This is a genomic window from Patescibacteria group bacterium, from assembly GCA_034520665.1.
Classification (GTDB): domain Bacteria; phylum Patescibacteriota; class Patescibacteriia; order JAXHNJ01; family JAXHNJ01; genus JAXHNJ01.
In genome coordinates this window covers 31,716-44,863 of sequence record JAXHNJ010000003.1, presented here as the reverse complement: position 1 = coordinate 44,863, position 13,148 = coordinate 31,716, and the positions used below count along the sequence as shown (strand labels likewise).

The window sequence follows — 13,148 nt, the reverse complement described above, 5'->3', positions numbered from 1 at the left end:
GCTTAATTTCTTAAATAAGAACTTGTTTGAAAAATGGTTTCTTTTTTCTGATTACCAATCGTGTCAGAGGCTATTAAGGTAATTGAAACATAATTGGCGTTAACCGGATCAACTTCATTATATCGAAAAATTACATTATCGACAAAAGTACTGATAACTTTTACCTTATCTTCTCGTCCAGTACTAAGAGGATCAGCGTCAATTTTTAATTTTAACTGGTTATCTTCCAGATAATATATAAAATAATCATAAGTGCTTTCTAGGGGAGTATTGGCCTCGTCTATGGCATTTATTTTTAAGGCCAGAGTATTTTTATTAGAATAATAGGTAGGAGTTGATTGAGGATAATTAACTATTTCACTGGAAAGATTTAAAGAATTTGAAATATTTTTTAAAGCACTAGTGCTCTCCTGTTGTAAATTAAGGTAAGAGCGCTGGATGCGAACAATTGAATAAGAAGAAATTATTAATAATGATAAAACAAGGGCTACAATTGAGATAATAGAAATAGAAATTAGCATTTCAGCAAGAGTCATGCCCTTTTTTTTATTCATGTATACCATATTTACTTATTAATGTTTCTAGGCTTATATTTTTTGTTTTCTGTGGGGACTGCCATTCAATTTCAGCAATAACTTGTTTGATATTAGGATTTGAAGAGTAATCAGAAATTGTTAACTGAGCTTTGGCCTGGGGTAAAGAATAAAGACTTAACCATTGCCAATTTTGTGCTACCTCGCCAAGAGGACCGGAAGAAAAATCTCCGTTATCAACAAGGCTTGAATTTATTTTAACATTATCAAATCGGGCTTTTATACCATTTATGCCAATTAAAGAAATTTTACCACTATCAAAAATAGTATCCGGGTCATTGGCTGTACCGATAGAAGTTGAGTTGCGGAAAAATTCAAAGTTATTACTGTTAGCTGAGATTTTATAAGTATTCCAGCTGTCAGTGGTGGTAGGCAGAGAAGTAGAAAAAATTTCTGTTTCTACTCCGGATACGGTTTTATAAAAATAAAAATTATCAGAGTTAAAAATAATTTTATAATTGTTATTTTTGTCCTGGGCTCGAATGAAAAAACCAGTCGACCAATTGGCTGGTGAATCAGAATCTATGTATATATCGGTTTCCAGATCAAAATCACTTAAGCCTGAAAGAGGTAATAATGCTTGGCTGGTTAGATCAGAAATATCCTGTGAAAAGGTTTCATAATAATTGTTAGAACCATTTTGATTGACTTGCCATTGACCTTGATTATAGAGCACATTTAAAAAATTTCCTTCTGTTTGATTGGTCAGAGAAGAGAAAGGTAAAAATCTTAAGGCTTCGATTTCTTCCTGAGCAATGTTATAAGCTTGGATAGTTTGTTTAAGTTCAGTGGCCAGGCGGATATAATAGGTTGTATTAGCATAGATAAAAATAAGTAAAGACATAACAAAAATAGCCACTAAGGATTCTATCAGGGTAAAACCCTTTTTTTTACTTTGATCTTTCATTTAAATAGCTTCCGAGAGTGAATAAATTGGTAAAATTATGGCCGCGGCCATGCCGGCTACGCCGGCGCCTAAAAGCAGCATTAGAACCGGTTCTATAATAGTAGATAAATTATCCATAGTTTGGTCTATTTCTTCTTCATAAAAATTAGAAATTTCCTCAGTGATAGTGTCTAAATTACCGCTTTCTTCACCGACCGATATCATTTGTAGAATCACTGGCGTGAAAAGGTCCGGATATTTTTCCAGAGATTTTTTTACGGAGACACCCTTTTTTAATTTTTCAGCCGCTTCATTAACAGCATTTCGATAATATATATTTCCTAAAACTCTGGCTATAATTTCAAATGATTTAACAATCGGAATGTCGGTTTTTAAAAGAGAATGCAGTGACCGGGAAAAACGGGCTAAGTTAACTTTTTTTACAATCGGGGAAAATATGGGTATTTTCAAATTTATTTTATGAAATATTTTTTGGCCTTTTTTTGTTTTTTTAAAACGAAAAAGCAAGATTACAATTAGAACTAAACCAATGACTAACCACAAACCATTGGCAACAATAAAATAACTTAGACCTATAAGCAGGCGGGTGATTAAAGGTAATTCAGCCCCTGATTCTTCAAAAACGGTAGTTAGTTGGGGTATGACAAAAACCATCATAGCAATACCGACGCCAATCATAGCTAAGACTACAATAATCGGATAAGTTAAGGCCCCCTTAACCTTTGAAACTAAAGTATGGTCTTTTTTCATCTGTATTTTAAGTTTTTTGAGAACTTCATCTAATTGCCCGGAAGCCTCACCAGCGGCGATCATATTGATAAATAATTCGCCAAAAACTTTTTTATGTTCTTTTAGAGCTTCAGCAAAAGACTGACCACTTTCTACGTTTTCTTTTAATTGATGAAGAATATTAGTTAATTTTTTTGATTTTGTTTGCTCGGCAATAACATCTAAAGCTTTACCAATAGAAAAGCCTGAGCGCATCATGACTTCCAGGTTATTAACAAAAAATATTTTTTCAGTTAGTTTAATTCGTTCAAATTTACTTAAAAAGGAATTCAAGTCTTGTGATTTTTTTTCTTTTTTTTCTGAAGAAGTCAAAGTTAAATTCTGGGACTTAAGATAATCAACTAGTTCTGTTTTATTTTCGACCTTTTTTTGGCCTTTTACTTTTTTACCAGTTTTGGTACTGGCAGAGTATTTAAAAAGTGTCATATTATTTTTATTCCTGGGTTACTCTTAATACCTCTTCAATGGTGGTAATACCAGTTTTGGCTTTATAAAACCCGTCATTAGTAACAGTGATCATACCTTCTTCCACAGCTTTTCTATGTATATCCTCGGCTGATCCGCCTTCTAAAATAATTTTTTGAATAGCTTCAGTATTAGGCAAAACCTCATAGATACCAATACGGCCTTTATAGCCCTCACCATTGCATTTCTTACAACCTTTACCTCTGTAAAAAAGTAAAGAATCTAAGTCCTGATCAGCTGAGACTATGGCTCCTTCTTTTTCCAGAGCCTCTAAAACCTTTTTAAAGTTAACCTGTTTTTCCAGTTCTTTTATATTTTTTTTAGTCAAAGTATAACTTTCAATACAACCCAGACATATTTTTCTAACTAATCTTTGGGCAATTATGACATTAGTAGTTGAAGCAATTAAAAAAGAAGGCACTCCCATCTTAGTTAATCGGGGCAGAGTAGTGGCCGCGTCATTGGTGTGAAGAGTAGAGAGAACCAGATGACCGGTCATAGCTGAGTGGACGGCGATTTCAGCGGTTTCTTTATCCCGAATTTCACCCACCATTATAATATTAGGGTCTTGGCGAAGGAGCGAACGAAGACCAGCAGCAAAAGTAAATCCTATTTTTGGATTAACCTGGCTCTGATTAAGTCGGGGCATGCGGTACTCAACCGGATCTTCGATGGTTGAGATATTGACCTTGGGTTTATTTAAGATATTCAAAATAGAGTAAAGAGTAGTGGTTTTACCGCTGCCAGTAGGTCCGGTAACTAGAATAACACCATGGGGCTTTTTGATATTATTTTTAACAATTTCGAGCGGTTTTTTTAAAAAGCCAAGTTGTTCCAAGGTTAATACTTGAGCAGATTCACGCAAAAGTCTTAAAACAATTTTTTCTCCGTCAAAAACTGGAATAATGGAAACTCGAAAAGAAACTTTCTGATTTTCAGTATTAATTTTAAAACGTCCGTCTTGAGGTAAGCGGTGCTCGTCTATTTTTAAATTTGATAATATTTTAATTCTGGCCACTACTCCTGACTGAACATTCTTGGGCAAAGTCATAACATCTCGCAATATTCCATCTATGCGATAGCGGATTATAGTTTCTTTTTCAGTTGGTTCAATATGTATATCAGAAGCATTTTCATAAATAGCATATTCTAAAATAGTATCAATTATTCTAACTACTGGCAGGTCTTCTGCTAATTTTTTTAAATCCTTTTCCTGAACCGGGCCGCTTGCTTTGTCTTTTTTTCCTTTAATATCTTTGAATTCAGCTTTTAAACCCTTATGGTATTGTTTTAAAACTGACTTTATACTTTCCGGGGTGGTAATATGGATAATCGGCTTAAGATCAGTTTTTTTCTCGATAAATTCAAAAGTCTGGATATCTTCCGGATCCAGACAAGCAATTTTTAAGCCTTTATCTGTTTTTTCAAAAGCGACAATTTTATGAACCTGTACGATCGGCTCTGGTATTAGATTGAGAATATCTTTTCGAATAACCCGATCTTTAAGATCAACAAAAGGAATATTAAATTCCTTAGCCATTGATTCATAGATGACTTCCTCAGAAACTAAATTATTATCCAGTAAATAATTGGCTAAGGGCTTGTTTTTATTTTTGGCTTTTTTTAGGGCTTTTTCCAGATCTTCTTTGTTGATTGCTTTTCTTTTCAGTAAAATTTCTTTGAGTTTTTTGTTATTTAACATTATATATAAATAATTTTTATTTTTGTCTCTAGATTAACTATATTATATCATAATATTTCTTTTTAGTCAATCGCCTTTAAAATTGGTAAATATAGATAGAATAACCAATTTTATTTATCGGTTTATATTTATGAGGCCAATGCCAGTCACCATTAGGATCAAAAAGAGGACCAGCACTAATTATATAATAACCCGGAGAAATGCCGTTTTGCCTCACTTCTTCATTTTTAGGGAAAGATAGCTGGTTATCCAAATAGTAAGATGAATCAAGACTGCCAAATAACAAAGTGTGATAGTTTTTAATATTATTTTTATCCAGCCATTTTTCGAGCCTTTTAACATCCTGTCCCCAGTCTATATTAGAATCAAGCAGATATTGATGGCCGTTTTCTGGCCCGCCAATAGCTTCGTTAAAATAAGAAAGGTAGAAGGGAAAAATCATTATATTAGTGGCCAGGTAATAAATTATCATTAAAGTTAAACCGGTATTATAAATAATTTTTCTTTTTCTTTTTCTTATTTTTATACTGACTAATGAAGAGAGACCAATGAATATAAAAGGATAAACCGGCAGAATATGTCTTACTCCCAAATTTATATGACTAGTTAAAGACCAAAGAAAATATATTAAAGGCGGCCAGATAATCAGCCAATATTTAAAATCAATATTCTTAATTTTCTGCCAGAAAGGTATTTCTATATTTTTTATAATTTTTTTCCAGACAAAGAGAATAAAAACAAATAGACTGAGTAAAACTGTCGTTAAAGGAGTTTTTATTAAATAAGCTATTATAAAATAATACCACCAGCCTTGAGTACCAGTCATACCCATAAGGTAGGCCCCATGACCCCAATGATTATGACTGAGAACGGAAAAAAAGCCACGCCAATAAGTGTAGGCCGGAACTGAAATGTTTTTAGCAAAATTATAAATAAAAGAACCAGTTTTGGTTTCCGGATTGGCTAAAGAAACTAAAGGCTGGATAAAAAGCGGCTGGGTTTTTACTAAATTCTTGTCAATTAGTTCTTGTCTTTCCTGGTATAATTTTTGTACTCGGGGCTCTTCAAGTGGTTTTTTCATTTCAAATCCATAAAGCATAAAAGTAGTAGCAGCCGTTATAACAAAAAATACTAAAAAAACTAATAAAAATTTTTTTAAACGCAGTTTAGTTTTTTCTTTTTTAACTAGCCAATGCCAGAAGTAGATAAAAATTAAAACCGGAATAAATAAAACAGCTGAATATTTAGTGTTAAAACCTAAGGCGAATACAATAGCGGCTACGAAAAGTATTTTTTTACTGGGATTTTTTAAATATTTACCAAAATAGTATATAATAAGAACAAAGAAAAGAGCCAAGGCCGTGTCGGTGGTTACTAGATGACTGTGGGCTATAAAGTTAGGCGAGAGGCAATATAAAAATAAAGCCAAAAGTCCGGACTGAAAGCCAAAAATTTCTTTAGCCCATCGGTAAATATAAAAGCCGAGGATTAAGCCTAAAATAATAGGGAAGAGTCGAGCTAAAAAAACTATAGTGTCGGGCCAAGCAGAGGAGTGGTATATAAGTTGACGGCCAAAATCCCATTGGTTATAATTATGCCAACTTTCATGATCGGTAGGTATAGAGATATTAAGGCCTAACAAGGGTAAAGTTGAGAGCTCTTTGACCAGTGGAGGATGTTCCGGGTTAATACGAAAATCACCGGTTTTTAAATAACTTAAGCCGCCTGAAATATGAGGACCTTCATCAATGGTTTGAGAATCCTCTAGGGTCAGATATAAATTCAAAATTAAAAATATGCTCAAGAATAAAATTACCAAGAGCTTTTCATATTTTTTTAAGAAAGTATTCAACCGAGATTTTTGGGGTGAGGCCGAATTAGGAGTTTTGTTTGCCAACAAAATATTTCTTATTAATTTTATAATTTCACTAATTTTAAATTTAGTAGTTTGGCTCTTACTTTATATGCAGTTTCAACCCACTCAAGAGCCGGTTATTCTTCATTATAACATTTATTTTGGCATCGACCTAATTGGAGATTGGTATAAAATTTTTGCTTTACCATTATTTGGTTTTATTATTTTCTTTATAAATTTTTTCTTTTCTATTATAATTTATCACAAGGAAAAAATATTAAGTTATATTTTAATATTTTCTTCTAGTGTTATCCAAATTTTTTTAGGGCTAGCTAGTTTATTTATTATATTTCAAAATCTATAATATTAAATTAAATAATGTTTGAAACCAATTTTGAAACCATAAAAATATTTATTCTGACCACTATTTCTTTTATTATAACTATTATCTGGACCCCGCTTTTAACTCATTTTTTATACAAGTATAAGTTAGGCAAAAGAATTAGAAACGAAAAAGAAACCCCGGTTTATTCTTCTTTGCACCAGAAAAAAAGCGGCACTCCGACCATGGGCGGGCTTTTAATCTGGGTAACTTTGCTTTTTCTTATTTATGCTATTTATTTTATTTCTCAAATCACTGATATCGAGTTTTTAGATAAATTAAATTTTTTGTCCAGGGCCGAAACCCTGTTACCTTTGGGAGTCCTGGTAGCGGCCGCCGTGGTCGGCTTTGTTGATGATATTTATGATGTAAAAAGTACTAATGGCGGTGGTGGGTTAAAGGTTTGGCAGCGCTTGATAATTTACACTTTAATCGCTTTAGTCGGGGCTATGTGGTTTTACTTTAAACTGGACTGGACTACAATACATGTTCCTTTTATCGGCAATTTTGATATTGGGCTTTGGTATGTGCCTATTTTTATTTTTATAATTGTAGCTACCGCTTTTTCTACTAATGAAGCCGATGGTTTGGATGGATTAGCCGGGGGTATTTTATTGGTGGGTTTTGTGGCTTATGGCTCTATTGCTTTGGTCCAGGGAAGACCAGACCTGGCGGCTTTTTGCGGGGTTATTGCCGGTTCATTATTTGCCTTTTTATGGTTTAATATTCCACCGGCCAGATTTTTTATGGGTGATACCGGAGCTATGTCTCTGGGCATAACCTTGGGTATTGTGGCCATGCTTACTAACTACTCCTTACTTTTGCCGATTATACTCTTTCCTCTGGTTATTGAGTCTGGCTCGGTCATTATCCAGGTTTGTTCCAAAAAAATAAGAAAGCGAAAAGTTTTTTTATCGGCTCCACTTCATCACCATCTTGAAGCGATTGGCTGGCCAGAAGCTAAAATAGTGATGCGCTTTTGGATTGTCGCCGCGGTTATGGCCGTTATCGGAGTAATTTTATTTTTGATGGATAAGGGGAGTTGATTGAGTTACTGAGTGATTAAGGTGTTTAGTGATCGCTTCTTTTTGAGAGGTGGGTTTATCTTTGAGGAAGCGAATAACATCTAGGCTTTTGTCGTAAAAATTTGATTATAAAATAATATTGATTGGCTAAATATATTCTTTTTAAGGTTATGATTATTGTTAATGTATTGCGGGAATAGGGATTCCCGCCTAGGCGATTTTATTTAAAGGCGGAGATAAATCTTTTGCCTACGCGTTGAGTAGAAGGTTTTTCTTCTTTTTGAACCGCTGTTGATTTATCTTTGGTTTTCAATCCATCCTCATTCCGCGTAGCTGGAGATTTATCTCCAGATTCATCTTCGGTTTTTTTTAAAACTTTTTTAAAAGACTCTATTATTTTATCGCGAAAAGAACTGGTCCCCAGACCGGTTCTGGCAATATATTTACTAAGCTCAAGGCCTGGGGGCCAGAGCTTCTCGGTGAATTAGAGATTTAATAATCTATTTTTGCTCGAGAAGGTTGGATCTCCTGATCCAACCGAATAAGGTGACGCGGATCAGGAGATCCGCGCTTCTCGGATTTGAGAAGTTTAATAATTTGTTTAGCGGTTTATTCTTTATCCCGCCTAATATCAAAAATAGAATCCTTGCCTCCGGGTTTTCGACCATTCATAATTCGGCTAGATGTTTTAAAATAGAGTGCCCTAACTAGCCTTCAGAAAATTTGTCCATTCAATTTTTATTTATACAAAAATAATTTCTCGTTTCAAAGATGTTTTGGGATAAATTCCTTGTTGAATAACATTAATTTCTAATCTAGACAAGATCACATTGACGGGGTCTTTTTTTTAATCAAATTTTATTAAATAAATAAATTACTTTATTATTTAGTATAAATAATATATAATATAACCATGTCAAAATATTACAATCCTAAGAGAAAAAGCAATCTTTATAAACCGGATATGAAAAAACCCTTTAAGTTATCTCGCTCTAAAATTGATTTATTTATGGAATGTCCGAAGTGTTTTTATCTGGACCGAGTTTTGGGGGTAGGCCGACCCCCAGGCTATCCTTTTGCTTTAAACGCGGCTGTGGATAGGCTTTTAAAACAAGAATTTGATATTCATCGGGTTAAAGGCACTCAGCATCCTCTGCAAAAAGAATACGGAATTAAAGCCAGACCAGTAGAAGACGATAAATTAGATAAATACCGTCATAATTTTACGGGTGTGCAGTATCATGACCAGGAAACTAATTTGGTTATATTTGGGGCCATTGATGATCTTTGGATAAATCCACAAAAGGAATATATAGTAGTGGATTATAAAGCCACCGCTAAAAAAGATGAAATCACTGAATTAAATAAAGATTGGCATGACAGTTATAAAAGGCAAATGGAAGTTTACCAATGGCTTTTACGAAAAAACGGTTATAAAGTTTCTAACACCGGTTATTTTGTTTACTGTAATGGTATAGCTGATAAAAAAGCTTTTGATAAAAAGTTAGAGTTTCGGGTTAATTTGATACCTTATCAGGGATCGGACAAATGGGTCGATAAAACTATTAAAAATATTTATCAGTGTTTAAATAGTGATAATATTCCAGCCGCTGATCCAGATTGTGATTATTGCGCTTATTTTAAGGCGAGAGGGAGAGAAGAAAAATAAAAATAATTTTTTATAACAGAAAAGCAAGGTAGAACACTTAGTCTGCTTTACCTTATTGTTGTCTTCAATAAATGATATAAGTTGAAAAAAAACGGTATTTTATTTATAATGTACTTAAGATGATTGATTTTAATAATCTGAAAAATAAAAAAGTTCTGGTTATGGGTTTAGGCTTGCACGGCGGGGGAGTCTCAGTAGTTAACTGGCTTTTAAAGCAAAAAGCTAAAGTTTTAGTGACTGATTTAAAAACCAAAGCAGAGCTTAAAGTATCGCTAGATAAAATTAATAATGGAGAAATTGAATATGTTTTAGGGGGACACCGGGAAAAAGATTTTAAAAAAGCAGATTTAATAATACGAAATCCCAGTGTGCCTAGTAATTCAAAATATATAAAACTGGCTAAAACAAATAATATTCCTCTTGAAAACGAAGCCAGTCTTTTTTTTCGACTCTGCCCGGCTCCCATTATTGGGGTTACCGGCTCTAAAGGCAAAAGCACTCTTTCTTATCTTATCTATAAATTAGTCAAAAGTCATTACCAGGATACGGTCATAGCCGGAAATATCCGGGACTATTTAATGCTAGATGTTTTGGCAGGAATAAAAAAAACGACAAAAGTAGTTTTAGAACTTTCTTCTTGGCATTTAGAGGGTATGTCTCATTTAAAAAAATCCCCTCATATGGCCCTGATTACTAATATTATGCCAGAACATTTAAACCGTTATGACTCCATGGATGATTATGTTAAGGCTAAAAATTTGATCTTAAAATTTCAAAACAAAAATGACTGGGCCATAGTCAATGCAGATAATACCTACACACGACAGATGACAAAAAAAACCCCTAGTCAATTATGTTATTTTTCTTCAAAAAAAATTGTTAAGCACGGAACCACTATTATTGATGAGAATATTTATTTTATAAACCGTTCAAAAAAAGAAAAAATTTTTTCTATTGAAAATATGGAAATTAAGCCTGAACATAATCTGGAATATTTTTTAGCTGCTAGCTGTTTAGGTAAAATTTTAAAAATACCCAATAAAAAAATAGAAAAAGTGATTAAAAAATTTAAAGGTCTGCCAGACCGCTTGGAGTTTTTAGGACAAAAAAAAGAAATAAAATTTTATAATGATACCACAGCTACTGTACCTCAGGCCGCTATTTCAGCTTTAAAAACATTAGGCAATACTGATCATAAAAATATTATATTACTGGCCGGCGGGGCTGATAAAAACCTTGATTATTATTTAATGGGAAAATATATTGATAAATACTGTAAACTCAGTATTTTATTTAAAGGAAAAGCCAGTGATAAAATAGAAAAGACCATAAAAAAAACTAGATGTCTTGATAATATAAAAAACATGAAAAAAGCCATTTTGCTGGCTTTAAAAGAGGCCGAGGAAGGAGATATAATCTTGCTTTCACCAGGTGCGGCTAGCTTTGGTTTATTTAAACATGAATTTGACCGGGGAGACCGATTTAAGACAGTCTACAAAAATATTTAATCTATGAGCCGAAGATTAGAGAAAGAACAGGATTATTTTTTGATAGCTATTATAGCTATTATTGTTATTTTTGGCTTGGTTATGCTTTCTTCAGCCAGTTCAGTTGAGGGTTTTCAAAAATTTGGTGACCCTAATCATTTTGTCAAAAATCAACTAGTGGCTTTTGTTATTGGTATTTTCTTTTTTGTCATAATGTCTCGTACCCATTATTCAGTCTGGCAAAAATTTGCCTTTCCAATAATTATTGTCACATTAGTTTTATTAATTAGTGTTTTTATTCCCGGAATGGGTGCTGGTTTATTGGGAGCTAATCGTTGGATTAAGATTGGCCCTATATTTTTTCAGCCCTCGGAAATTGCTAAACTAACATTCTTAATCTATTTAGCTACTTGGCTGGACAAAAGAGGGGACAAAATAAAGGATTTCTCAGCCGGTTTTTGGCCTTTTATTATAATTCTGGCTATTATGACTACTTTAATTATGTCTCAGCCTGATTTGGGTACCATGACCGTTATCGGTATTATAGCTTTAAGCTGTTATGTAGTGGCCGGGGCTCCTTTTTTGCATTTAACTTTAATTGGCTTGGGAGCCGGCGGCCTATTAGCCTTACTGATTAGAGTGGCTCCGTATCGTTTGCAACGCTTTACTGTTTTTTTAAATCCGGAATTAGATCCTCAGGGTATTGGTTACCATATAAATCAAGCACTTTTAGCTATTGGTTCGGGCGGTCTTTTAGGCTTGGGTCTGGGTCACTCTAGGCAAAAGTTTAATTATTTACCTCAGGCTTCTTCGGACTCTATTTTTGCGGTTATTGCCGAAGAGCTTGGTTTTATTTTTGTGGTTATATTAATTGGTTTATTTTTAATTTTTATGTTTCGTGGTTTTAAAATTGCTAAAGGGGCGCCCAATAATTTTGCTAAAATTTTAGCTGCTGGCATCACGGCCTGGTTTACATTTCAAGCCATGATAAATATTGGAGCCATGACTGGCATTCTGCCTTTAACCGGCATCCCTTTGCCTTTTATCAGCCAGGGTGGCTCTTCGCTGGTAGTTAGCTTGGCGGCTATTGGTATACTTGTTAATATATCTAAGTATAGTCAAGAAAGTAGGAGTTTTTGGACATGATTTTATAAACTTAGAATTATAAACTTTTAGACAATGAAAAAAGAAAAGAAAAAAGAAATTAAAATAATTCTAACTGGTGGTGGTACGGCCGGTTCAGTTATGCCTTTGGTGGCTGTTTACCAGGAGTTAAAACAAAGAAAAGTTGACACAGACTTTCTTTTTATTGGTACCAAAAAAGGACCGGAAAAAAAGATTACCTCTTTTTATAATATTTCTTTTAAAAATATTCCAGCCGGCAAATTACGTCGATATTTATCAATAAAAAATTTAACTGACCCGGTTAATATTTTAAAAGGCTATAAACAGGCTCGGGATATTCTTAAAATAACACAGCCAGATATAGTTTTTTCAGCCGGGGGCTACGTAGCGGTGCCGGTGATCTGGGCCGCTAAAAAGTATAATATACCAGTTATAATTCACCAGCAGGACATTCGAAAAGGCCTGGCTAATAAATTAACCGAAAAAAAAGCGGATAAAATCACGGTAACTTTTAAAAAATCACTGCTGGAATTTCCCCGGCCAAAAACGGTTTTAACGGGCAATCCCATTAGAAAAGATATCTTGAGCGGCACTAAAAAAAAGGCCTGTGAAATTTTCTGTTTGAAAAAAGATTTACCCATCCTTCTGGTCTTAGGTGGCGGTACCGGAGCTTTAAAGATAAATAAAGTAATAAATAAGATTGCTGGCCAGCTGGTGAAAAATTTTCAAATAATTCATCTAACCGGCCAAGGTAAAAAAGATGCTGGTATCAATCATGAAAATTATAAATCATTTGAATTTTTAACCAGTAATATGAATCACGCTTTGGCGGCGGCCGATCTAGTCGTTTCGCGGGCTGGACTTTGTGCCTTGTCCGAATTGTCAGCTTTAGGTAAACCAGCCATTATTATTCCTATATTTAATTCGCACCAGGAAGAAAACGCCCGCTTTTATGAGAAGGAAAATGCTGTTTTTGTGATCCGTGAAAATTTGCTCAATCCAAAACTTCTTTTAAGTAGTATTAAAGGGCTTTTAACCCATAAAAGAAAACTGAACGAGTTAAGCCAAAATATAAAAAGTTTTTATCAAGTCAAGGCTTCTTCTAAAGTAGCTGATCTTATACTGGCAGTGATTAATAATAATTTTTAA

11 protein-coding genes are annotated in these 13,148 nt (G+C 33.8%); 6 read left to right on the top strand and 5 right to left on the bottom strand.

What is annotated here, in order from left to right:
* Positions 1–2 precede the first annotated feature (2 nt).
* The 5 genes from U5L76_05990 to U5L76_05970 all read right to left on the bottom strand — a co-directional run bounded on the left by U5L76_05990 (position 3) and on the right by U5L76_05970 (position 6,242).
* Positions 3–554, bottom strand: a complete 552-nt coding sequence (locus U5L76_05990; GenBank protein ID MDZ7799118.1) for a prepilin-type N-terminal cleavage/methylation domain-containing protein — start codon at positions 552–554, stop codon at positions 3–5.
* Positions 547–1,500, bottom strand: coding sequence for a type II secretion system protein (locus U5L76_05985; GenBank protein ID MDZ7799117.1), 954 nt, complete (start codon positions 1,498–1,500; stop codon positions 547–549). Before U5L76_05985 ends, U5L76_05990 begins: the two co-directional genes overlap by 8 nt.
* Positions 1,501–2,715, bottom strand: a complete 1,215-nt coding sequence (locus U5L76_05980) for a type II secretion system F family protein (GenBank protein MDZ7799116.1) — start codon at positions 2,713–2,715, stop codon at positions 1,501–1,503. It lies immediately after the preceding gene.
* Between the two features lie 7 nt (positions 2,716–2,722).
* Positions 2,723–4,456, bottom strand: a complete 1,734-nt coding sequence (locus tag U5L76_05975; GenBank protein MDZ7799115.1) for an ATPase, T2SS/T4P/T4SS family — start codon at positions 4,454–4,456, stop codon at positions 2,723–2,725.
* Between the two features lie 76 nt (positions 4,457–4,532).
* Positions 4,533–6,242: a glycosyltransferase family 39 protein gene (locus U5L76_05970; GenBank protein MDZ7799114.1), complete on the bottom strand. Its 1,710-nt coding sequence runs from the start codon at positions 6,240–6,242 to the stop codon at positions 4,533–4,535.
* Between the two features lie 10 nt (positions 6,243–6,252).
* Here U5L76_05970 and U5L76_05965 point away from each other — a divergent pair, with 10 nt between their 5' ends.
* The 6 genes from U5L76_05965 to murG all read left to right on the top strand — a co-directional run bounded on the left by U5L76_05965 (position 6,253) and on the right by murG (position 13,148).
* Complete coding sequence (locus U5L76_05965; GenBank protein MDZ7799113.1) at positions 6,253–6,675, top strand: hypothetical protein; 423 nt, start codon at positions 6,253–6,255, stop codon at positions 6,673–6,675.
* Between the two features lie 14 nt (positions 6,676–6,689).
* Positions 6,690–7,739 (top strand): phospho-N-acetylmuramoyl-pentapeptide-transferase, encoded by a 1,050-nt coding sequence (gene mraY, locus U5L76_05960; protein ID MDZ7799112.1) that lies wholly within the window; start codon positions 6,690–6,692, stop codon positions 7,737–7,739.
* A gap of 892 nt (positions 7,740–8,631) precedes the next feature.
* On the top strand, positions 8,632–9,387 hold the full coding sequence (locus U5L76_05955) for a PD-(D/E)XK nuclease family protein (GenBank protein MDZ7799111.1): 756 nt from the start codon (positions 8,632–8,634) through the stop codon (positions 9,385–9,387).
* A 119-nt stretch (positions 9,388–9,506) separates the two neighbouring features.
* Positions 9,507–10,895 (top strand): UDP-N-acetylmuramoyl-L-alanine--D-glutamate ligase, encoded by a 1,389-nt coding sequence (gene murD / locus U5L76_05950; protein ID MDZ7799110.1) that lies wholly within the window; start codon positions 9,507–9,509, stop codon positions 10,893–10,895.
* A gap of 3 nt (positions 10,896–10,898) precedes the next feature.
* Complete coding sequence (gene ftsW / locus U5L76_05945; protein MDZ7799109.1) at positions 10,899–12,020, top strand: putative lipid II flippase FtsW; 1,122 nt, start codon at positions 10,899–10,901, stop codon at positions 12,018–12,020.
* A gap of 33 nt (positions 12,021–12,053) precedes the next feature.
* Positions 12,054–13,148 carry an undecaprenyldiphospho-muramoylpentapeptide beta-N-acetylglucosaminyltransferase gene (murG, locus tag U5L76_05940; GenBank protein ID MDZ7799108.1) on the top strand — a complete coding sequence of 365 codons (1,095 nt, stop codon included), beginning with the start codon at positions 12,054–12,056 and terminating at the stop codon, positions 13,146–13,148.